Source organism: Promicromonospora citrea (assembly GCF_013004695.1).
Lineage (GTDB): Bacteria > Actinomycetota > Actinomycetes > Actinomycetales > Cellulomonadaceae > Promicromonospora > Promicromonospora citrea.
In genome coordinates this window covers 1-20,812 of sequence record NZ_JABEMG010000046.1, presented here as the reverse complement: position 1 = coordinate 20,812, position 20,812 = coordinate 1, and the positions used below count along the sequence as shown (strand labels likewise).

General features: G+C 71.8%; 19 protein-coding genes and 1 tRNA gene. 13 read left to right on the top strand and 7 right to left on the bottom strand.

From position 1 onward, the window contains the following. Positions 1–5: 5 nt before the first annotated feature. The 3 genes from HLB15_RS10970 to HLB15_RS10960 all read right to left on the bottom strand — a co-directional run bounded on the left by HLB15_RS10970 (position 6) and on the right by HLB15_RS10960 (position 3,046). Positions 6–974, bottom strand: a complete 969-nt coding sequence (locus tag HLB15_RS10970) for an MsnO8 family LLM class oxidoreductase (protein ID WP_171105537.1) — start codon at positions 972–974, stop codon at positions 6–8. An 81-nt stretch (positions 975–1,055) separates the two neighbouring features. Beyond that, positions 1,056–2,081 carry a YdcF family protein gene (locus tag HLB15_RS10965; protein WP_171105535.1) on the bottom strand — a complete coding sequence of 342 codons (1,026 nt, stop codon included), beginning with the start codon at positions 2,079–2,081 and terminating at the stop codon, positions 1,056–1,058. A gap of 56 nt (positions 2,082–2,137) precedes the next feature. Next, positions 2,138–3,046 carry a CE1 family esterase gene (locus HLB15_RS10960; RefSeq protein ID WP_171105533.1) on the bottom strand — a complete coding sequence of 303 codons (909 nt, stop codon included), beginning with the start codon at positions 3,044–3,046 and terminating at the stop codon, positions 2,138–2,140. A 26-nt stretch (positions 3,047–3,072) separates the two neighbouring features. Here HLB15_RS10960 and HLB15_RS23755 point away from each other — a divergent pair, with 26 nt between their 5' ends. Then, positions 3,073–3,453, top strand: coding sequence for a MerR family transcriptional regulator (locus HLB15_RS23755; RefSeq protein WP_311979569.1), 381 nt, complete (start codon positions 3,073–3,075; stop codon positions 3,451–3,453). Here the strand turns inward: HLB15_RS23755 and HLB15_RS10950 are convergent. Further along, the gene (locus tag HLB15_RS10950) at positions 3,443–3,859 is read right to left on the bottom strand and encodes a hypothetical protein (RefSeq protein ID WP_171105530.1); all 417 of its coding nucleotides are present in this window, start codon (positions 3,857–3,859) and stop codon (positions 3,443–3,445) included. The genes HLB15_RS23755 and HLB15_RS10950 overlap by 11 nt on opposite strands. 146 nt (positions 3,860–4,005) lie before the next feature. Here HLB15_RS10950 and HLB15_RS10945 point away from each other — a divergent pair, with 146 nt between their 5' ends. Continuing rightward, entirely contained in the window at positions 4,006–4,596 is a 591-nt protein-coding gene (locus HLB15_RS10945; protein ID WP_171105528.1) for a hypothetical protein, read from the top strand. Positions 4,597–4,759: 163 nt separating this feature from the next. Continuing rightward, positions 4,760–5,704 (top strand): glycoside hydrolase family 6 protein, encoded by a 945-nt coding sequence (locus tag HLB15_RS10940; RefSeq protein WP_171105526.1) that lies wholly within the window; start codon positions 4,760–4,762, stop codon positions 5,702–5,704. A gap of 83 nt (positions 5,705–5,787) precedes the next feature. On the opposite strand, the gene HLB15_RS10935 is transcribed toward HLB15_RS10940, so the two are convergent. After that, positions 5,788–7,014: a tetratricopeptide repeat protein gene (locus HLB15_RS10935; RefSeq protein WP_171105524.1), complete on the bottom strand. Its 1,227-nt coding sequence runs from the start codon at positions 7,012–7,014 to the stop codon at positions 5,788–5,790. 115 nt (positions 7,015–7,129) lie between these two features. Between HLB15_RS10935 and HLB15_RS10930 the strand changes: the two genes are divergently transcribed. Beyond that, positions 7,130–8,407, top strand: a complete 1,278-nt coding sequence (locus tag HLB15_RS10930; RefSeq protein WP_171105522.1) for an ATP-binding protein — start codon at positions 7,130–7,132, stop codon at positions 8,405–8,407. A 719-nt stretch (positions 8,408–9,126) separates the two neighbouring features. On the opposite strand, the gene HLB15_RS10925 is transcribed toward HLB15_RS10930, so the two are convergent. Next, positions 9,127–9,756: a hypothetical protein gene (locus HLB15_RS10925; RefSeq protein WP_171105520.1), complete on the bottom strand. Its 630-nt coding sequence runs from the start codon at positions 9,754–9,756 to the stop codon at positions 9,127–9,129. A gap of 116 nt (positions 9,757–9,872) precedes the next feature. Here HLB15_RS10925 and HLB15_RS10920 point away from each other — a divergent pair, with 116 nt between their 5' ends. The 3 genes from HLB15_RS10920 (at position 9,873) to HLB15_RS10910 (ending at position 13,358) form a co-directional block, all read left to right on the top strand. Next, positions 9,873–11,270 (top strand): amino acid adenylation domain-containing protein, encoded by a 1,398-nt coding sequence (locus HLB15_RS10920; RefSeq protein WP_171105517.1) that lies wholly within the window; start codon positions 9,873–9,875, stop codon positions 11,268–11,270. 230 nt (positions 11,271–11,500) lie between these two features. Then, positions 11,501–12,274 carry an ankyrin repeat domain-containing protein gene (locus tag HLB15_RS10915; RefSeq protein ID WP_171105516.1) on the top strand — a complete coding sequence of 258 codons (774 nt, stop codon included), beginning with the start codon at positions 11,501–11,503 and terminating at the stop codon, positions 12,272–12,274. A gap of 517 nt (positions 12,275–12,791) precedes the next feature. After that, the gene (locus HLB15_RS10910; RefSeq protein WP_171105514.1) at positions 12,792–13,358 is read left to right on the top strand and encodes a DUF6000 family protein; all 567 of its coding nucleotides are present in this window, start codon (positions 12,792–12,794) and stop codon (positions 13,356–13,358) included. A gap of 282 nt (positions 13,359–13,640) precedes the next feature. On the opposite strand, the gene HLB15_RS10905 is transcribed toward HLB15_RS10910, so the two are convergent. Further along, positions 13,641–13,711, bottom strand: a tRNA-Gly gene (locus tag HLB15_RS10905). 189 nt (positions 13,712–13,900) lie between these two features. On the opposite strand from HLB15_RS10905, the gene HLB15_RS10900 reads away from it, so the two are divergent. The 6 genes from HLB15_RS10900 to HLB15_RS10875 all read left to right on the top strand — a co-directional run bounded on the left by HLB15_RS10900 (position 13,901) and on the right by HLB15_RS10875 (position 20,719). Continuing rightward, entirely contained in the window at positions 13,901–14,692 is a 792-nt protein-coding gene (locus HLB15_RS10900) for a DeoR/GlpR family DNA-binding transcription regulator (RefSeq protein WP_171105512.1), read from the top strand. A gap of 192 nt (positions 14,693–14,884) precedes the next feature. After that, the gene (locus tag HLB15_RS10895; protein ID WP_171105511.1) at positions 14,885–16,111 is read left to right on the top strand and encodes a Gfo/Idh/MocA family protein; all 1,227 of its coding nucleotides are present in this window, start codon (positions 14,885–14,887) and stop codon (positions 16,109–16,111) included. After that, the gene (locus tag HLB15_RS10890) at positions 16,108–17,418 is read left to right on the top strand and encodes an ABC transporter substrate-binding protein (protein WP_171105508.1); all 1,311 of its coding nucleotides are present in this window, start codon (positions 16,108–16,110) and stop codon (positions 17,416–17,418) included. Before HLB15_RS10895 ends, HLB15_RS10890 begins: the two co-directional genes overlap by 4 nt. Before the next feature lie 4 nt (positions 17,419–17,422). Then, complete coding sequence (locus HLB15_RS10885) at positions 17,423–18,379, top strand: carbohydrate ABC transporter permease (RefSeq protein WP_171105506.1); 957 nt, start codon at positions 17,423–17,425, stop codon at positions 18,377–18,379. Next, positions 18,372–19,208, top strand: coding sequence for a carbohydrate ABC transporter permease (locus tag HLB15_RS10880; RefSeq protein WP_229785533.1), 837 nt, complete (start codon positions 18,372–18,374; stop codon positions 19,206–19,208). The genes HLB15_RS10885 and HLB15_RS10880 overlap by 8 nt, the downstream gene beginning before the upstream one ends. Positions 19,209–19,261: 53 nt before the next feature. After that, entirely contained in the window at positions 19,262–20,719 is a 1,458-nt protein-coding gene (locus HLB15_RS10875) for a DUF4832 domain-containing protein (RefSeq protein ID WP_171105504.1), read from the top strand. Positions 20,720–20,812: the final 93 nt, after the last annotated feature.

Below are 20,812 nucleotides of genomic sequence, written 5' to 3'. Positions count from 1 at the left end.
GGCGGCTACCGCAGCCCCGCCAGCGCCTCGTCCGCCTCGGCCAGGTCGCCGCGGTCGTACGTGCTGGTCGTGGCCATGATCTCGGCCGCCCCCGTGCGCTCGGCCAGCGCGGCGACCGCGTCCGCGACCTCGTCGGGCGTCCCCGCGACCACCGACCCCAGCCCGCGCTCGACCGACTCCCGTACCTTCGGGCTCGCCCCGCCGACCAGACGCCGCACCTCCTCGACCGGGCGCAGCGCGGTGAACCCGCCGCTCTCGCGCGAGCTGGCCAGCGCCCAGACCTCCGGGAGCAGCAGGTCGCGGGCGCGCTCCGCGGTCGCGGCGACCGCGACGTCGACGCTCGCCACCAGGTACGGCTCGGGCACCCCGGGGCTGGGGCGGAAGTCCCGCGCGTACGCCCGGGCCGCCGCCGTGTCGTGCAGCAGCGGCCCGCCGATGACCGCGGGCAGCCCGAGCCGGGCCGCGAGCCCGAGGCCGCTCTTGATCGCCAGGACGAACAGCGGCGGGGCGGCGACGTGCGGCTTGGCGACGACGTCGTCGTCGGACCCGCCGTGCAGGTAGGCCCGCAGCTCCTCGACCGCGCGCTCGTGCTCCTGCGGGTCGAGCGTCGTACGGCCCAGGGCCCGCCGGATGGCGGACTTGAATGCGAGGGACGCCCCGATACCGACGTCGACCCGCCCGGGGTACAGCGCCTCGAGCAGGCGGACCTGCTCCGCGACGACCAGCGGCGTGTGGTTCGGCAGCATGACGCCGCCCGTGCCGATCCGGATCGTGCGGGTCCGCGCGCCGATCGCGGCGAGCAGCACGGTGGGCGCGGCGCTCGCGATGCCCGGCACGGAGTGGTGCTCGGCCACCCAGAACCGGTGCAGCCCCAGGCGTTCGGCGCGTCCGGCCCGCTCGATCGTCCCGGCGACCGCGTCGGCGTCCGACTCGCCCACGCGGGTGCGGGTGCGGTCGAGGAGCGAGATGCGCATGGGGTGCTCTTTCGGCTCGGGGGCTCGTCGTAGAGACGAACCCGCAGGCCGGGGCCGCGCATTCCCTGCCCGGACGCGACGTCAGAGCCGCAGCAGGGAGAGCACCACGAACGCGAGCGTCGGCAGCATGAGCAGCCCGAGCGCGACGGCGTTGAGCATCCGGTGGTCGCGCAGCAGGGCGATGAACTCCCGCAGCAGCGCGCTCGGCAGGTAGTACCGGGCCGTGCGCGCACCGATCGCGTGCCCCGCGATGCCCAGCCGGCGCAGCAGTGTCGCGGCACGGAACGCGTGGTAGTCGTTGGTGACGGCCAGCAGCGGGCCCTCGACGCCGGCGTCCGCCAGGAGCGTCCGCGAGTAGCGCAGGTTCTGCTCCGTCGTCCGGGACGCGCCCTCCACCAGCACGCCCTCGTCCGGCGCGCCCAGCCCGCGCGCGTGCTCCGCCATCGCCTCGCCCTCGCTGCGCGGCTCGTCCGGCCCCTGCCCGCCGGACAGCACCAGCACCGGACGGCGCTCGCCGCCCTGCACCTCGACCCCCAGCGCCACCCGCTGCGCGAGCAGCGGCGGCACCCGGCCCCCGATCAGCCCCGACCCCAGCACGACGACGGCCGCCGGGGGAGGAGCCAGCCGCGCGACCCGCGCGTACACCAGCGACCAGGCGAGGAACACCGCGAACGCGAACCCCACGTACCCGATCGGGGCCGCGAACAGCAGCAGCACGACAGCGGGCAGCAACCAGCCCGTCAGCACCGACACCAGCCCCGCGCCGATGACGCCCAGCACACCGACACCCGCGATGAGCGACAGCGTGTTGCCGAGGGTGCGGCGCTCGCGGCGCAGCATCGTCACCCCGTTGAGCACGAGCGCGACGCCCAGGCCGAGACCTGCCAGCACCGGGACGGCGAGCATGAGCACGCCGCCCACGATGTTCCGGGTCGTGTCGTCGAACCCCGCGAGGGCGGCCCCGAGCTCGAGCACGGATCTGACCACCCACGCGACGAGCGACGTCGCGGCGAGCCCGAGCAGCACCCCGGGCAGGAGGCGGCGCGGGTCGCGGTAGGCGAGCACGAGGCCCAGGACGGCGAACAGGAGGGTGAAAAAGCCCGGCACGGGTCGATCCTAGGGTCAGACGGCGTCCGACCAGGGGAGTTGCGACGCGCGCCGCCTCATCGTGACGTGCGGCGTCGCTCGCGGTCGGCGGCGAGGCCCAGGTGCTCGGCGACGGCGTCCGCGGTGGCGAGGGTGCGCGCCGTCCGCCCGACGACGAACGGCTGCCGCCCCGGGCCGGGCACCGTGTGGCCGCCGCCGTGGACGGTGAGCAGCCGTACGGGAGGCAGGTCGTCCTGCCGGAAGTCGGTCTGCTCGATCCAGGTGCCGCGGTCGCGCGCCGTGCGCATCCGGTGGGTCGGCTCGGCCGTGATCCCGTTGCGGCGGGCGAGGTAACGGGCCGTCTCCGGCGCGGACAGCGCCGTGCCGTCGACGTGGAAGACGCGCCGCGTGAACGCCGGGAAGCGGCCGCCGGCGTAGGGGACGACCGGGTCCTTCGTGCCGTGCACCAGCAGGATCGGGACCGGGTGCGGTGCGCGCGCGGGCGTCGGGGCGAGGAAGCTCTCCGGCGTCGGCATGGTCGCCGCCACGACCGCGGCGCCCGCGAGCAGGTCCGGCGCCTCGTGCAGCAGGCGCAGCACCATCTGCCCGCCGTTCGAGTAGCCGACGGCGTGCACCCGCCCGGGGTCGACGTCGCGCGTGGCGGCCAGGTGCGCGACGACGCCGCGCACGAAGCCGACGTCGTCGACGTTCTCCCGGCGTGCAGGGAACGTGCTCTCGCGGCGCGCGTCGTTCCAGTTGCCGCGGTACCCGTCGAGGTAGGCGACGACGGCGCCGTGCTCGGTCGCCAGCCGGTCGTAGCCGGCGCCGGTGAAGGCGCGGTGGGTGGCGCCGGACTGGCGCGAGCCGTGGAGCACGAGGACGAGCGGGCGGGATGCTGTGCGCGGTCCGGTGTCCGGCCCGGTGACGACGTCGAGCGTGCGGGTGCGGCCGTCGACGTCGAGCTCGAGGCGGGTGCTGGTGGTCATGCGGGAACGCTAAAGTCTCACATGGTGTGAGGGTCAAGAGGACGGAGCGCGCGATGATCATCAGCGAGCTGAGCGCACACAGCGGGGTCAGCCCGCGGCTGCTGCGGTACTACGAGGAGCTCGGGCTGCTCCCCGCGACCCGCGCCCCCAACGGGTACCGGCAGTACGACGAGAGCGCCGTCGACACCGCGCGCACCGTCCGCATGATGTTCCAGATGGGGTTCCCGCAGGAGAAGGTGCGGGCGCTCCTGGCCTGCGCGTCGCGCACCGCGTCCGCCGAGGACCACGCCGTGGCGCGGGAGAAGGTCGCCGAGATGCTGGACGACGTCGACCGGCAGCTCACGGAGCTCGGCCAGACACGGCAGGTGCTGGTGGACTTCCTGGGGCGGGAGGGCGTCAGACGGTGACGCCCTCACCGGGAGCGCCCCCGGGACGCTCCTGCGCACCGACCGCGACGCTCGCGCGCTCGTGGCTCTCCAGGTACTCGACGGCGCGCGGCACCACGTACGAGCCCACCGTCCCGACGACGAGCCCCGCCACCAGCACCCCGCCGATCCAGTTCAGGACGACGCCGTCCCGCGCCGTGTCGCCGTGCGTGCGACGCTCGCGGTGCAGAGCCACGGTGATCACCCAGGTCAGCACCGGGATCACGAACACGCCGACCCCGGCGACACCCCCCGGGGGGCCGCCGGCCTGCACGAGGTCGCCCAGGCCGATGCCCAGGAGCGAGAAGAACGCGACGACCGGAAGGATCAGATAGCCGAGGACGGCGATGACCCAAACCCACGCCCGCAGGGACCTGACGTCCTGCATCCGTGCTACCCCTTTCGCTGTGGTGCCGGTGGCATGTCTACCAGGGCTGGGTCGCTGCGCACGGCAATGGGTGTGATGGGGGTGTCTTTCCTGGTGGCGAGCGTCGGCCCGATGGCAGACTGCCCGCAGGGACGGGGGAGGCACGGATGCGGTCGAACTTCTTCTGGACGGCTCGGCGGATGGCAGTGGCGGGAACGGTGGTCCTCGTCGCGCTGATCGCCGGACTGACGCTGCTGCCGCCCGTCTTCGGGGACTGGTCGCGCGTCGTGCTCGTGGCCGTGCTGGTGCTCGTGCCGGTCGCCATGCTGTTCCTGGTGGACCGGATCCAGCACCGGCAGGCCGGCATCGTGGCGGCGCGGGTCTCCGGCACGCGGCCCGGCGGAACGGTCGTGCCGGTGGTCGCGCTGGCGCGGTCGCGGGCCGTGGGAGAGACGCTGGGCCTGCCGACGGCCGGGCACCTCGCCGTCGGCGGGAGCCCGGGCGCTCTCATGATACTCCGTGACCGGGTCGAGCTGTGGATCGGCCCCGACGGCGCCCAGGAGCGCTGGTCGGCGCGGCCGGCCGACGTGCACGCGACGGCGGGGACCGTGACCGCAGGCCGGCGGACGTGGCCGGCCGCCTCGATCACGGACGGCGACGTCGCTCTCGCCGTCGCGCCCCGGTACACCGCCGCACCGCGGCGGACGGTCGACGACGTCGAGCGGGTGGTGCGCGCGCTGCGTGAGGTCGGCTCGTGATCGAGCGCTGACGAGCTCTTCACGGCCTGAGCCCGGGCCGGCGCGATCGCTTTCGGTCGCACGACCCGTGATGAATTGACGGGGGCGGGGCGCTGCGCCAGCGTGCCGCCCACGGAAGCCTTTCAACGAGGAAGGGCTCCGGGGCTCAGAGAGGAACTCCGGAATGAAGATCCTGAAGACCCTCGCCGCGATGGCAGCCGCCGCCGCACTTCTTCTCCCGGCGGCACCCGCGGCAGCAGCCGACCCGATCGGCATGACGAGTGGTTTCTACGTCAATCCTGACTCGCTCCCCGCGGTCTGGGCGCGCACCAACGCGGGAGACTCCCGGGCGTCCCGGATCCAGGCGTCGATCGGGTCCCAGCCGATCGCGCGCTGGTTCGGCAACGACTCCTCGATCGGCAGCACGGTGGCGAGCTACGTCGGGCGTGCGGACGGGCAGGACAAGCTGCCCGTCCTCGTGGCCTACAACATCCCGGACCGGGACATCTGCGCGGGCCACTCCGGCGGAGGCGCCGGCAGCGTCAGCGCCTACCGCACCTGGATCTCGAGCTTCGCGGCGGGGATCGGCACCAAGCCCGCCGTCGTGATCATCGAGCCCGACGCGCTGAACGGGATGGACTGCATGACCCAGGCGCAGAAGGAGGAGCGGCTCGGGATGCTGCTGTACGCGACGCAGATGTTCCAGCAGAAGGCGCCGAACACCTACGCCTATCTCGACGCCGGGAACGCCGGCTGGACCAACGCGTCGACGATCGCCTACCGGCTGGACCAGGCCGGGATCGACAACGTCCGCGGCTTCTCGGTGAACGTCTCGAACTTCTACACGACGAGCCAGTCCGTCAGCTACGCGAACGCGGTGAACGGCTATCTCGGGACGACCAAGCCCTTCGTGGTCGACACCAGCCGCAACGGCAACGGGCGCGGCGACGGGTGGTGCAACCCGGCCGGACGGCGGCTGGGTGTGCCGGCGCAGGTCGGTGGCGGGGCCGAGATGCTGCTGTGGGTCAAGACGCCCGGGGTCTCGGACGGGCCGTGCGGCGTGGCGCCGTCGGTGCCGGCGGGGACGTTCGACCCGAACCTGGCGATCAGGCTGATCGACGGGGTGTGATCGCCGACGGCCCCCCGCGCCATCACCGGCGCGGGGGACGGGGGCGGAACTGCGTCCGAGCTGCCCGTCGTGCCGGTGACCGGTCAGGCGAAGGCGGTGAACCAGAGCGCCGCGATGCCGCCCAGCAGCACCACCGTCACCGCGACGGCCAGGCCGGCCAGACCGGCCAGCGTGCCGCCGAACGCCAGGGCCGCGAGGGCGGCGGCGACCCCGGCCCCGATGATCAGCACCCTGGCGAGGCCCGGCCGGACGAGGTGGGCGGAGCCGGTGGCCATCGCCCACAGGACAAGTCCGACCGCCAGGGTCGAGAAGATCGGGATGCCGGCCGTCAGGCCCACGGCGAGCACGGCGACACCGGCCCCCGCGAAACCGAGGAAGGAGTAGGCGGCCAGCCGCTCCGGACGGCCCAGCACGTGACGGTCGCGGCTGAGCAGCAGCACGGTGTTCATCAGCGGCTCGAGGCTCCAGCTGAGCACGACGGCCGCGATCACGAGGCCGAGGAGCACGCCCGCCCACAGCTGGCCCTCGAACGGGCGCAGCGCCCGGATCAGGATCATCGGCGCCAAGGCCATACCGATCCGCAGGCCCTTCGGCTGCGCCTGCAGCCACATGCTGTAGCGCAGCAGGAGCCCATAGAGCGGGTTGCGCGACTTGAGCGACAAGGAGAGGCCCTCGCGTGCACCGGAGTCCGTGGGCTCCAGGCGCAACGCCGTCCGATGCGCCTGCACCGCGGGGGCACCGCCACCGCGCCGGAGCGCCAGGAGACCCTTGACGCGGTGCGCGGCGACGTTCTCCGGCTCCAGGCGCAGCGCCTCGTGCACCGCCTCGTCGGCCTCGGCGAACCGCTGCAGCTCGAAGAAGACGGCGGCCTGCACCGCCGCGGCGTCGGCGTCCTCCGGGTCGAGCGCGCGTGCCTGCGTGGTGCTCGCCAGCGCCTCGGCGGGCATCTTCTGCGCCAGCAGCACCTGCGCCTCCTGCACGTGCAGTCCTGCGACGTGCGGTGCGAGCGCGAGGGCCTGCCGGACAGCGGTGCGCGCCTCGGGCAGGCGCTCCAGGCCGGCGAGGGATGCGGAGAGGATCGAGTAGGCGAACGCGTGCTCCGGCGCCGCGCCGACGGCGTCGCGACTGACGTCGTGCGCCTCCTGGTAGCGGTCCTGCAGCAGGAGCGACCGAGCGAGCTGGGCCTGGAGCTCCGGGTCGTCAGGGGTCATGGCCAGCGCCGTGCGGAACTGCTGTTCCGCCTCGCGCCCTCGGCCGAGCTCCAGCAGGACCTGGCCACGCTGTTCTGCGGCGGCAGCCGTCTCGTTCATGTTCCACCCCGGGCGCACTGGTCGTGGCTCGGGATCGAGCACGAGTGAGGCACACCGTAGAGGTCCAGACAGGACGGGTCAAAGCGGACCAAAGCGATCCGGTACCGTTCGGCGAATGACGCATCCGGTGATCGACGCACTGCTCGTCGCGCTGACCGCAGACCCTGCCAATCACGAGGTGCGCGCGCACGTCGCCAGGCTGCTCGCGGAGGCCGACCGCCCGGACGAGGCGCTCACCCACGCCACCACGGTGCTCGCGGCCGTACCCGACCACGTCGAGGCGCTGCGCGTCGCGGCCGGTGCCGCACGAGCCCTCGGCGACGAGACGAAGGCGGCGTCCTACGGGCGTCTCGCCGACGCGCTCTCGCCGGCGGCCCCGACGGTCACCCCCGCCGCGGCTGCCCCGGTTCCGGTCGCGGACGCACCGCAGCCTGCCGCGGCCGCCATCCCCGACACCGCCGACGAGATCCTCGAGCAGTGGTCCGACAGCGAGCCCGTCGCCGAGCCCACCCTCGGCACGCTCGGGCAGGCAGGGGTCACGCTGGCCGACGTCGGCGGGCTGGCGAGCGTGAAGAAGCGCTTGGACCAGTCCTTCCTCACGCCGCTGCGCAACCCCGAGCTGAGCCGGGAGTTCGGCAAGTCGCTCCGTGGCGGCCTGCTGCTCTGGGGCCCTCCCGGATGCGGCAAGACGTTCATCGCCCGGGCGCTCGCCGGGGAGCTCGGGGCGAGCTTCTACGAGATCGGCCTGAGCGACGTGCTGGACATGTGGATCGGCAGCAGCGAGCGCAACCTGAGCAGCATCTTCGAGACGGCGCGCCGGAACCGGCCGTGCGTCCTGTTCTTCGACGAGCTGGACGCGCTCGGCCAGAAGCGGTCGCAGCTGCGCGGCGGTGGGTCCGCCATGCGGGGCGTGGTGAACCAGATGCTGTCCGAGCTGGACGGCGCCGGCACCGAGAACGAGGGTCTCTTCGTGCTCGGCGCGAGCAACCACCCGTGGGACATCGACTCGGCCCTGCTCCGGCCGGGACGCTTCGACCGGACGGTGCTCGTGCTGCCGCCCGACGTCGAGAGCCGCGAGGCGATCCTGCGCCTGCACCTGCGCGGCCGGCCGGCCGACCGGATCGACCTCGCGAAGATCGCGCGCGCCACCGACGGCACGTCGGGCGCCGACCTGGCGCTGGTGTGCGAGCAGGCGACGGAGACCGCGATGGAGGAGTCGATGACCGCCGGCCGGGTGGTCCCGATCACGCAGCGGCACCTGCAGGACGCGGCCAGGTCCGTGCGCCCGAGCATCGGGGAGTGGATGGAGACCGCGAAGAATTACGCGATGTACGGGAACGACGCCGGTGCCTACGACGAGCTCGTTGTGTACCTGAAGAAGCGGCGCCGGTAGGTCTGCTCGTCGCACGTCGGCGAGCGCAAGCCTGGCAGTCTTCGCGGATGGTGGGCGGAGAGGCTGACCGGCGAACGTGGACGCCCAGGAATGCGGCGAGTGTCGCGAACGAGTCGTCCGCGACAAGCATGCGTCGCCGATGCCGGAGATGCCAGACCATCGTCGCGAGGTCCACGTCACCGTCGCGTCGGCCGGATCACGAGGACTCTCCGGGCCGGCCTTGCCGCGCCAGCCCGCCGTCAGATCGTGCGCAACCACGGTGATGGTGCCGCCGGTGAAGACCAGCTCGTGGCGCACACCGTTGGTGTGTGGCAACAGCTCGTCGACGAGAAGCCCGGAACGTGGGCGACTACCGTGGTCGCCCTCGGACTCGGCGTGGGTCACGCCGCGGTACCGGACGACGAACTCCGGCGGGGCTCCACCCCACGCCGCCAGTACCAGGGTGACCTCGACACCGTCGTCGGTGAACCGCGTGGAGATCCGGTCGAAGGACGCGCTGCGCGGGGACCACGGGTGGGAGAAGTCGTAGTGCTCCGGATCGAGCGCGAAGGCTCGGGCGCCGGGAGGCAGCTCGTCCGCGTGGTCGCCGAGCCATGCGAGGTAGGGGCGGACGTCGGTCATCGTCCCGCCGTCGGACGACTGCACGGTCACGTAGCGCACGGGGGAGTGTCCCATGGAGGCATGGCAAGGAGTACCGGCAGATGTGCGGTGCGCGCTGCCTACCGCTCGGGACTCGCCGTGGACGACGCTCGACGCACCGCCGCTGGGTCGAGCCCGAGCTCGGCGAGCACGCGGTCGATGTCCCCGCCCGCATCGAGCGGCAACGTCCCGTAGCGCGGAGAGACTGCCAGGGTTGTCGTGCCGTCCGTCAGGCGAACGACGTCCCAGTTGTTCGCCAGGCCCACTCGGACCAGGCCCACCGTGGCCGTCAGGGCGGCCGCCTCGGCCGACCAACGAGGTTTCGACTCATTGCGGCCGCTCCAGACCTCGACACGATCTGGCAGCACGACCAGTGCGACAGGACTGCCACCTGACGCATTCAGCCCAGCGGTCTGGAGGCCGAGCTCTCTGCCGGTGTCGGACGACAGGGTCAGGGCCGAAGCGGGGATGACGACGCCGTGCGGTCGCTGCACGGACGCGTGGGCAGCAACCCCATCGACCTGGCGGGCAAGGATCCGCAGGAGCGGGATGATCAGAACCGCGGACCCCAGTAGCGCCGGCACGCCGAGGACCGCCGGCGGCAGGCGAGCAGCCTCTGCGAGCGCGCCGAAGCCGCCGGCGGACGCGACCATGCCGAAGAGCCATGCCGCGGTCATCCGGTTGGCCGTCCAGAAGAAGTTTGATCGCACCGGTGCCTCCGAGCGTCTGTTGCGACGCGAGTGTGCCACGGGTGCGGCGCCCCTTCAGGTCTAGCGGACAGGCTTGCCGGGCCCCATCTCGTGGTCATCGATAGACTGCCGGCGCCATGACGACACGACGACCTGCGGCAGTGGAGCCGCACTGGCGCGTGTACCCGGTGAGCTTCGTCGGGCGACTCGTGAACGGAGCGATCAACGCGCTCGCCCCGTTCCTCCTCGGCATCGGGGCCGCGTTCGTCCTCCTCCTCGCCGTGGCGGTGATCGGCGACGAGGCCCTGTCCGGCGAGCCCGCCCTGAGCCGTGCGCTCGACCAGCTCGCCCGGGCCGGCATGATGCCGGTGCTGGTGCTTCCGCTCTGTGCCGGGGTGGCGCTCGCGGCGCTGTTCGCGCTGCGGGAGGCGATCACCTCACGCGCCCTGGTCCGGGCCGCCCGGGAGGGTGCGCCCCGCACGGCGGTGCCGCACCCGAGCCAGGTCGACCTGGTGGCGGCCGAGCCGCCGTTCCTCGCGTTCCTCGTCATGTCCGTGCTGCTCGCGGGGATCGGGCTGCTGATGTCCGTGATCGCGGCCTTCACGATCAACGACAGCGAGCAGCACATCCTCGGGGGCTTCCTCGCGGCCACCGGGGTCGGCGCGGTGTTCGTGCTGCTCGCGCTGGCAGGCCGTCCCGCGCACCACTGGCGTCGGCTGGAGATCGCCGCGCACTGGACCACGGCCGACGAGCGGGCCGCGTGGCGGCGGGCCACGTCCGCGGGCCCCGCGAAGGACGAGGTCGAGCTCCCGCCCGACCTGGTGCACCTGCGTCGACGAGCCACCCGGTACGAGTACCTGGGCAGTGCGTGCTTCGTGCTCGGGTTCGGCCTCATGCAGGTCTGGCTGTTCGTCACCCATCCCTACCGCACCAGGACCGACCCTGGTCCGCGCCAGGAGTACGACGACGCCGTCGAGATGGTGCTCGTCGCCGGTACCTGGGTGTTCGCGGCCTTCATGGTGGGGGCGGTCGCGCTCCTGGTCGTCGGCTCCTTCGCCGACTCGGCGGTGCAGCGGCGCGAGCAGCAGATCCTCCGTGAGGCGCTGGCCGCCCCGGACGGTCCCCGCCCACCGCAGGCGCTGCTGCGCAGGTACGCCAATCGTCAGCCGGTCCTCATCGCGCAGGCCCTGGCCCTCGTCGCCGCGCTCGGGACCACGTTCGGCTGGGCCGTGTACAGCCTCGGCACCGGCGGGATGGCGGACGTCGCGTCGCTGTACGGCGACGCGGACGAGACCTTCGGTGGCTTCGTGACGCAGGCCCTGGTCACACTGACAGGCTCGGTCGTGGTCGTGGTCGCCGCCGTCGTGTGGGACGTCGTGGCCGCCGCGCGGGGCTACGAGCTGCGGAGTCAGGTGGTCGAGCGGTGGCCCATCAAGCCCGCGCCGCGGATGGTCGGGGAGGACGGCAAGAAGAAGCCGGACCCGGCGTCGGTCGGGCCGTCGCTGACGCCGAGGGCGCGGGGTGTGCGGAGCTGAGGTCTGCGTGACGACGACGGCACAACCTCGTTCGCGTGCGACCTCTCTGTCGGCAGGTTCGTGGGGGCTGCTGCGCAAATAGGCCACGTCTGTCACCTGTCGGACCACGGCCCGTGTGGCCGGTGCGGGCGAGCAACGGTCAATCCTCGGGAGGGGTCCCGAGCGCTCTCAGGGACCCTCGGTCACAGGCTGACATCGCAGAAGCGAAGACTGTGGAAAGAGGGAAGTTGGTGGACAGCGCACAGTGGCACTTTGTCCTCGGAGTCCTCGCTTTTCTTGTAGGTCCCGTGCTCCTTGCTTTCGTAGGTTTCGGACTCTATTTCCTCTTCGAGGAGATAGCGTTCAGGCGAAAGTTGGCTGTGGATGACCGAAGGATCGAGACACGTGAGCAGCAGAAGGCGCTCGTCGATGCCGCGTCGGACAGGGAAAGGTTGGAGGAGCTCGTCCGGAACGGGGCCGACCTGGACCAACGTGCTGACAGGGGCGACAGCCCGCTCCACCGTGCCTACCTCGATGGCAACACGGCGGCGGTCAGGAATCTCAAAGAGGCCGGCTCCCGTGACGTACTGAACACCGATGGGCTGCTCCCGCACGAGATGACGATGGTCGCCTCCGCGATGGCGTTGATCGAGGAGGGTGTAGCACTGATCACCGACGATGGCGAATATCCTGACCCGCAGGACGGCCGACGCATCACGTCGGCATTACGGGCGGTCGGCCGAGCGCGCTATCGCGTTGCGCTTGACCGTGCCATGCCGTACACGGTCGATCGGCTCGGACGGAAGTACGCGCTCGTCGCGATCAGGGTCGGGCAGCCCGGCACCGAGGCGATCCTGTGCCGCTTGCTCAAGAGGCGCGGTCCGGGCGTTGAGCGTGTTGCGACGGACTTTCTCAACTCGGGGAACGGCACGCTGCGCACCGCTGCCGAGCGCTGGGCCCTGGCGAATGACTACAGGATCGTCTACCACAACCACGGCGGCAGCGTGACCTGGGGATCGCCCTGACTGGTCGGCAAGGCGGTGTCCCGAGGCGCACGGTCTTCGGCGAGGTGGCCGGCCCATCTTCATCCGCTTGGGTGCGTTGACGACTCCGTCGCATGGGTGACGCCGTGCTCCACACCAGAATGCTCGCCGTCGACGACGAGTCGGGCGGCTGACGTCCAGGGTCCGTCGGCGTCGATGATCATCTGTACCCTCTCTCGTCCCCGGCACGGCCCGTCCGCCGAGGGCAGCAACTGCTCGATCCGCGCGGAGGCCGCATCGGTCACCTCACCACGCCCAACACCCACAACCCGGACATTGCCGGCCCTGCGGCCAGGCCATTCACAGGACAGGCCTTACCGAGGTTCCTTGCGCAGGTAGACCCACTCCTCGCCGGGAAAGAGGTCCCGCGGTTCGGCTGGTTCGACGCCCGGGTGTCCACCTATTGTCGGCCCGGTACTAGCGCGGTGTCAGACTCGCGCCGACGAAACAACGGATGGGACGGTGAGTGCGATCGAACTGCTGACGGACCGCACGTCGGATGCTCGTCGTCTGGCTCATGGCCTTCCGTAAGCCCGGGCAGGGGCCTGGGACAGGGCGGATCGACAGGCGGTTCGTCGTGCCGTTCTATCTGAAGATGAGCGGTGCCAGCGCGCCCGCCTACCTGCCCGACGTCGAACGCAGCCTCATGCGCGCGAGCGGCAAGATCACCGCGACCGAGGTGCGGTGGCTGCTGAGCACAGGGGACTGGCGGCGGATGGCTATGGGCGCATGGTTCGCCCTGGCAGTCCCGGCGGAGGAGGTCCGCGACACCGTCGTCGCCGGCATGGCCGAATCACACCGCGATGACTCTGCGCTGCCACTCGCTGCCGTCGGCGCGACGCTCGCCGGGCCGGACGCACTGGGAGCGATGGAGACCTACATCGAGCGGATCATCGATCAGCCCCGTCGGGACCAATCGTTTGAGATCGTGGCCTCCGCGATCGCCCACCTCGGAGGCACGCCACCCGTGGCTCCCGCAACGTGGGCTGTCGAGGCATTCGACGAACTCCTCGCCACCGCGCAGGGTCTTCAGAAGTCGTTCCGGACCCGCCACGCTCGAAGATGAATGTCACCGCCGCGGGACTGCTGGGTGCCGACGTGGTGTGCGCGTCTGGCCTGCACAGATGCGCCCGCGCACCCTGGTGTGTACCTGGCTTCCCAGCGGCCGGGCGTGCGCCGGCGGACGTTGCCGGAGGAGCGGCGGCTGTTGCGACGGTTGCGCGGGGACATGCTTCGAGGCGCGCGCAGCCCCACGGGGCCAACAAGGGCCACTCGGTGCCGTTTCCGCCCTCCACAACGCACGAAGCCCAGGTCAGAAACACTCTCTGACCTGGGCTTCCGTACTCTGAGCGGGCGACGGGAATCGAACCCGCGTAATTAGTTTGGAAGACTAAGGCTCTACCATTGAGCTACGCCCGCACGTGCGCACCGTGAGGCACGCCGCGGGCGATACCTTAGCAAACTCCGGGTCGTGCACCCGAGCGGCGCCCGCCCCGGGCCCACCCGACGCGACACACCCCGTGCTCATAAGCCCCCGACATGAGCAGAATCGATCACGGTCCATCGCCACCCGTGCGAAGATGCTGCCGTGAACCCCAGGGCGCCCCGATGACGCAGCAGCAGCGACTCAACCTCGTGCTCGAGCTCGTGAGCGAGCGGGGAAGCGTGTCGATCACCGACATCAGTGAGCAGCTCGGCGTGTCGACGGCGACGGTCCGCCGCGACCTCAACACCCTCGCCGAGCAGCGCCTGGTCACGCGGACGCACGGCGGCGCGACGTCGCTCGGGTCCGGGTACGAGCTGCCGCTGCAGTACAAGATCGCGCGCCAGGCGGAGGCCAAGAAGGCCATCGCGCGCGCCGTCGCCGAGCTCATCGAGCCCGGCGAGTCCGTGGGGCTCAACGGCGGCACCACCACCACCGAGGTCGCGCGCGAGCTCGGCCGCAGCGAGCGACTGCGCAAGGCCGAGGCCCCCGGCGTCACCATCGTGACCAACGCGCTGAACATCGCCTACGAGCTGTCCGTGCGGGAGCACGTGAAGATCGTGGTCACCGGGGGAGTGCCGCGCCGCCAGTCGTACGAGCTGGTCGGGCCGTTGGTCGGGGCCACCCTGAGCGAGTTCAGCCTCGACACCGCGGTGCTCGGCGTCGACGGGCTGAGCGCCGCCTTCGGCGCCACCACCGTGCACGAGGGCGAGGCGGAGGTCAGCCGCCGCATCGGCGCCTCGTCGCGCCGGGTGATCGTCGCCGCCGACGCGACCAAGATCGGTCGAGCCACGTTCGCGCGCATCTGCCCGCTCGCGGACATCGACGTGCTGGTGACCGACCAGCCCGTCGCCCCGGAGATCGCCGCCGAGTTCGCGACCGTCGGCGTGCAGATCGTCGTCGCCGCCTCCGCCTGACCAGGCAGAACACGCCCAGCGGCCCGCCATCGGCCGTCCCGGGAGCATCGGCGCGCGTGTTACGGCGTCGTAAAAGGTCCGCTCGCCCCTGTTTGTGCGCGCCCGGAACCCCTAGTGTCTGGACATGCTCAATTCAGAGGCAAAAGTGACAAGTTCGAGCACGGCGTCGTGCTCGGGAGCTCGGAGCGGAGCATGAGCCGCACCGGATCGGCAGCAAGCAGCGACGGCATCCGCGTCGCCGTCGTCGGCTACGGCGCCCGCTCGCCGATCGCCGAGCACGTGCCGCACGCCCGGCCCGGCGCGCGCGTCAGCGCGGTCGTCGACACCACCGAGACCGGCCGCCGACGAGGGCAGGCCGCCCACCCTGACGCCGCGGTGCACACGAGCGTCGACGAGCTGATCGCGGCGGGCACCGCCGACGCCGCGCTCGTGCTCACCCCGGACGACACGCACGAGGAGATCGCCGTCGCGCTGCTGCGGGCCGGCATCGCCGTCTACCTGGAGAAGCCGCTCGCCATCACCGTCGACGGCGCCGACCGGGTGCTGACCACCGCGGCCGAGACCGGCACGCCGCTGTACGTGGGGCACAACTTCCGGCACTCGGGCGTGGTGCGCGCGATGCGCGGCGTCATCGAGCGCGGGGAGATCGGCGAGGTCCGGGCCGTGTGGGTGCGCCACTTCGTGGGCAACGGCGGCGACTACTACTTCAAGGACTGGCACGCCGACCGCACCCGGACCAACACCCTGCTGCTGCAGAAGGCCAGCCACGACATCGACGTCGTGCACTACCTCGCCTCCGGGTACACCCGCCGCGTGGTGGGCATGGGCGACCTCATGGTGTACGGCGGCATCGACGACCGGCGCGACCGCACCGGCGAGACCATGCCCGACTGGTTCTCCTTCGACAACTGGCCGCCCGCGGCGCAGACCGGCCTCAACCCGGTGGTCGACGTCGAGGACGTCTCGATGATGCTGATGCGCCTCGACAACGGCGTCATGGCCAGCTACCAGCAGTGCCACTTCACGCCCGACTACTGGCGCAACTACACCGTGATCGGCACCGAGGGCCGCCTGGAGAACGTGGGCGACACCGGCGGCGGCGTGGTCAAGGTGTGGAACCGCCGCCACGAGTGGCAGGTCGACGGCGACGCCGAGCACGCGATCGAGGGCGTCGCCAGCGGCCACGCCGACGCCGACCTGCTGACCATGACCGAGTTCCTCGACCACGTGCTCGACGGCGCGCCGACCGTCGTCTCGCCCGTCGCGGCGCGCGCAGCCGTCGCGGCCGGGGCACTCGCCGCCGAGTCCCTGCGCGACGGGTCCGCCCCGCGCGACGTCCCCGCCCTGCCCGACCACGTGCTCGACCACTTCGCCCGCCGCACGGCGGCCCCCGAGTCTTCCGGAAGGACCACCTCATGACCCCGACCCGCCGTACCTCACCGCTCCGGCGCACGGCCCTCGCGGCCTCCGCCGTCGTCCTCACCAGCGCCCTGGCCGCCTGCGGCGGCGGGTCCGGTTCGCCGGACGCCGACGCCGCCGAGTACGCCGCGCCCGACGCCGACCTCGCCGCCTCGATCACCTACGGCGTCTGGGACCAGAACCAGGTGCCCGCGATCGAGGAGAACATCGCCGCGTTCAACGAGGTCTACCCGGACATCGACGTGACCGTGAACGTCACGCCGTTCGCCGAGTACTGGACCAAGCTGCAGACCCAGGCCTCCAGCGAGACGCTGCCCGACCTGTTCTGGATGAACGGCCCCAACATCGGCCTGTACGCGTCCAACGGCATGCTCGAGCCGATCACCGGCGCCGTCGAGGCCGGCGACATCGACCCCGCGAACTACCCGCAGGCGCTCGTGGACCTGTACACGATCGACGGCGTCTCCTACGGCGTGCCCAAGGACTTCGACACCATCGGCATCTGGGTCAACACGGCCCTGGTCGAGCAGGCGGGCGTCGAGCTGCCCGAGGACGGCTGGACCTGGGACGAGTTCCAGGAGACCGCCGTCGAGATCTCCGAGGCGCTCGCCGACGACGGGGTCTACGGCGCGGCGGGCGGCATGGACGGCCAGACCACGTACTACAACACGATCTTCCAGGCCGGCGGCACGGTCGTGGACGACGGCGCCTCCGGGTACGCGACGCCCGAGGCGCAGGCGGGCCTGCAGTTCTGGACGGACCTCATCGCGTCGGGCGGGTCGCCGTCCATCCAGCAGCTCACCGACACCACCGCCGACCAGTGGTTCACCTCGGGCAAGCTCGCCATGTACTGGGGCGGCAGCTGGTTCCGCTCCGCGCTCACCGACAGCGACCTCGCCGAGGACGTCACGGTGCTGCCCCTGCCGTCGGGCGAGGAGCAGGCCACCGTCATCCACGGCGTGGCCAACGTCGTCTCCGCCACGTCCACGGAGAAGCAGGCCGCGCAGGCGCTCCAGGTGTTCCTCGCCGGGCAGGAGGCCCAGCAGCAGCAGGGCGACTCGGGCGCCGTCATCCCCGCCTTCGAGGGCACGCAGAGCTCCTTCACGGCCTCGATGCCCGATGCCGACCTCCAGGTGTTCCTCGACGCCGTCGAGTACTCGCGCCCGCTGCCGGTCAGCCTGAACTCCGCGGAGTGGAACGCCCTGGAGACCGAGCTGCTGCCCCAGGCCTTCTCCGGCGAGCGGCCCGTCGCCGACGTCGCGACCGACCTGGCCGAGCAGATGGACGCGGCGCTGGCCGAGGAGTGAGCGCGTGACGACCTCGCAGACGGCCCCGCCCGCGCCGGCCCGCACCGGGTCGGCCGGGCGGGGCGGCCCGGCCCCGAGCCGCGGCCCCCGCCCCGAGCACACCCTGTGGCCGTGGCTGTTCGTCGCGCCGCTGGTGGCCGGCATCGCCGTGTTCTACCTGTGGCCCATCGTCCAGACCGCCGGGTACTCCTTCACCGAGACCGGCCCCTTCGGCGGCTCGACGTTCGCCGGCGTCGACAACTACGTCGCGCTGTTCCAGGACCCCGAGCTGTACCTGTCGCTCGGCAACACCCTGCTCTACACGGTGATCGTGCTGCTCGGCATCCCGATCGCCGTCGGGCTGGCGAGCCTGCTCAACCTGCCCGGCCTGCGGTTCGCCGCGGTCTACCGGGTGCTGTTCTTCCTGCCCTACGTGGCCATGCCGACGGCCGTCGCCATGGTGTGGCGCGTCATCTTCAACGGCGACTTCGGCATCCTCAACCGGGCGCTCGCCGTGGTCGGCATCGAGGGGCCGTACTGGATCTCGACGCCGGGGGCGGCGACCGCCGCCGTCGCGGTGGTCGGCCTGTGGTCGTCGCTCGGCTTCTCCATGATCGTGCTTGCCGCCGGGCTCAAGAGCATCCCGCCCGAGCTGTACGAGGCCGCCGAGCTCGACGGCGCCACCCGGTGGCGGCAGTTCCGCGCCATCACCGTGCCGCTGCTGACCCCGAGCATCTTCTTCGTGCTGATCATCACCGTCATCGCGAGCTTCCAGGTGTTCGACCTGCTCTACGCGATCCTCGGCAGCAGCAACCCGGTGCTGCCCCGCAGCATGTCGCTCGTCTACTTCTTCTACCGCGAGGGGTTCGTGGCCAACGACAAGGGCTACGCGGCGGCGATCGCGATGGTCATCTTCCTGCTCATCGGGCTGCTGACGGCCCTCCAGTTCCGGCTCCAGCGGAGGTGGGTGCACAGTGACTGACCGAGTGACCCACCGTCGCAGGGGCTCCCACGTCGTCGCGCACCTCGTGCTCGGCCTGGGCAGCCTCGTCATGGCCTTCCCGTTCGTGTGGCAGCTCATCATGTCGCTGTCCACGAACGCCGAGGTACAGAGCGTCACCCCGGTGTTCTGGCCCTCCGAGCTGCACTGGGAGAACTACGCCGAGGTCTTCGACCGCATGCCGTTCCTGCAGCAGCTCGGCAACTCCGTGCTGGTCACCGTGCTGCGCACGCTCGCCCAGATCCTGTTCTGCACCCTGGCGGGCTACGCCTTCGCCCGCATGCGGTTCCGCGGGCGCGGCGTGCTGCTCGGGCTCGTGCTGTCCATCCTCATGGTGCCGTCGCAGGTCTACCTGCTGTCGCAGTACCAGATCATCCAGAGCCTCGGCCTGCTCGACAGCGTCGGCGGCCTCGTGCTGCCCGGCCTGTTCAGCGCGTTCGGCACCTTCCTCATGCGGACGGCGTTCCTGTCCATGCCGAACGAGCTCGAGGAGGCCGCGCGCCTCGACGGCGCCAACCCCTTCCAGATCTTCTGGAAGATCATGCTGCCGCTCGCCCGGCCCACCGTCGCCGTGCTGGCGATCACCACCGTGCTCTGGTCGTGGAACGAGCTGCTCTGGCCCCTGGTGGTCACCACCTACAGCGAGCGCATGCCGCTGTCCGCCGGGCTCGCCACCCTCATCGGCGACCGCACCACCGACTATCCGGTGGTCATGGCCGCGAGCCTGCTCGCCATGGCCCCCGTGCTCGTCATGTTCGTGCTGCTGCAACGCCGGGTCATCGACGGCCTGGCCTCCAGCGGCCTCAAGTGAGACCCGGGGCGCCGCCCGGCGCCCCGGCAGGCATCACGAGGAGGACACGCACCATGCACCGACGCACCCGCGTTCTCGCCGCGCTCGCGGCCGCGACCCTGCTGGGGTCCGCCGCCCTGCCCACCGCCTACGCCCAGGGACACGGGCGGCACCGCCCCGCCCCGCACCCGCACGCCACCACCGCCACCTACGCGCCCAGCGACGAGAACGTGCCCAACCCGCAGCGCGGCTTCTACCACCACACCGAGACGCACTACCGCGCCGACGGCTCCGGGTACACCCCGCTCGACCAGGCCACCCTCGAGGGCTACCGCGCCGAGGGGATCACCCAGATCCTGCGCGTGTTCTACCTCGAGAAGTTCGCCGGCACGCCGCAGCTCGACCAGGCGTTCCTCGACCTCGTCCAGGCCGACTACGACACCGCCCGCGCCGCCGGCGTCTCCGTGATCACCCGGTTCGCCTACGCCCAGGGCGGCGAGTGGCCCTACGAGCCCCCGTACGGCGACGCGCCGCTGAGCACCGTGCTCGCGCACATCGAGCAGCTCGGCCCCCTCCTGCGCGCCAACGCCGACGTGATACCCGTCGTGCAGAACGGGTTCGTCGGGCTCTGGGGCGAGGGCTACTACACCGACCACTTCGTGGCCGACCCGGCCGACCCCGGTGTCGTCACCGACGCCGACTGGGCCAACCGCTCGGCCGTCACCCAGGCCCTGCTCGACGAGCTGCCCGCCGACCGCTCCGTGCAGGTGCGCACCATGCTCTCCAAGCAGCGGCTCCTGGGCGTGCCGTCCGGCGCGGGGAGCGCCGTCGGACCCGACGAGGCGTGGACCGGGCAGACCATCGCCCGCGTCGGCCACCACAACGACTGCCTCCTCGCCTCGCCCGACGACTTCGGCACGTTCCTCTCCGACCCGATCACCCTCGACCAGGAGTACCTCGCCGCCGAGAGCCGGTACGTGCCCGTCGGCGGCGAGACCTGCGCCGTCAACCCGCCCCGCTCCGAGTGGGCCAGCGCGTCCGCCGAGCTCGCGCGCTACCACCACAGCTACCTCAACCGCGACTACAACCAGGACGTGCTCAGCTCCTGGGGCGAGGCAGGCCTCGCCGAGACCGCGCGGCGCCTCGGCTACCGGTTCGTCCTCGAGTCCAGCACCGTCGACGCCGTCCGGCGCCATCTGGCCCCGACCGTGACCGTCCGCGTCCGCAACGACGGCTGGGCCGCCCCCTACACGCCCCGCCCTGCCCACCTCGTGCTCACCCGCACCGACGGGCACCAGGTCACCGTGCCCTTCGGCTCCGACGCCCGCACCTGGGCACCCGGCACCACCACCACGCTGACCGCGGCGCTCGCGGACGTCCCGGCGGGCACGTACACGCTCGCGCTCGCGCTGCCGTCGGCGGACGCCGGGACGCGGCAGGACCCGCGCTTCGCGATCCGCACGGCGAACGCGAGCACGTGGGACGCGGTGCGCGGCGTGAACGTGCTGGAGGGCACGGTCACGGTGCGGTAGGGGCGGTGGGCCCGCCGCTGAGATCTGGTGTTCACGTCGAGATCTGGTCGTGCACGACCAGATCCCACCGCAACCACCAGATCTCAGCGGGCG

Bases quoted from the DNA above. Each gene is read 5' to 3' on its own strand.
- HLB15_RS10890 (WP_171105508.1), top strand. From the start codon at position 16,108: ATGACCCCGACCCGCCGTACCTCACCGCTCCGGCGCACGGCCCTCGCG.
- HLB15_RS10910 (WP_171105514.1), top strand. From the start codon at position 12,792: ATGCTCGTCGTCTGGCTCATGGCCTTCCGTAAGCCCGGGCAGGGGCCT.
- HLB15_RS10970 (WP_171105537.1), bottom strand. From the start codon at position 974: ATGCGCATCTCGCTCCTCGACCGCACCCGCACCCGCGTGGGCGAGTCG.
- HLB15_RS10920 (WP_171105517.1), top strand. From the start codon at position 9,873: ATGACGACACGACGACCTGCGGCAGTGGAGCCGCACTGGCGCGTGTAC.
- HLB15_RS10940 (WP_171105526.1), top strand. From the start codon at position 4,760: ATGAAGATCCTGAAGACCCTCGCCGCGATGGCAGCCGCCGCCGCACTT.
- HLB15_RS10950 (WP_171105530.1), bottom strand. From the start codon at position 3,859: ATGCAGGACGTCAGGTCCCTGCGGGCGTGGGTTTGGGTCATCGCCGTC.
- HLB15_RS10895 (WP_171105511.1), top strand. From the start codon at position 14,885: ATGAGCCGCACCGGATCGGCAGCAAGCAGCGACGGCATCCGCGTCGCC.
- HLB15_RS10960 (WP_171105533.1), bottom strand. From the start codon at position 3,046: ATGACCACCAGCACCCGCCTCGAGCTCGACGTCGACGGCCGCACCCGC.
- HLB15_RS10945 (WP_171105528.1), top strand. From the start codon at position 4,006: ATGCGGTCGAACTTCTTCTGGACGGCTCGGCGGATGGCAGTGGCGGGA.
- HLB15_RS10930 (WP_171105522.1), top strand. From the start codon at position 7,130: ATGACGCATCCGGTGATCGACGCACTGCTCGTCGCGCTGACCGCAGAC.
- HLB15_RS10935 (WP_171105524.1), bottom strand. From the start codon at position 7,014: ATGAACGAGACGGCTGCCGCCGCAGAACAGCGTGGCCAGGTCCTGCTG.
- HLB15_RS10875 (WP_171105504.1), top strand. From the start codon at position 19,262: ATGCACCGACGCACCCGCGTTCTCGCCGCGCTCGCGGCCGCGACCCTG.
- HLB15_RS10900 (WP_171105512.1), top strand. From the start codon at position 13,901: ATGACGCAGCAGCAGCGACTCAACCTCGTGCTCGAGCTCGTGAGCGAG.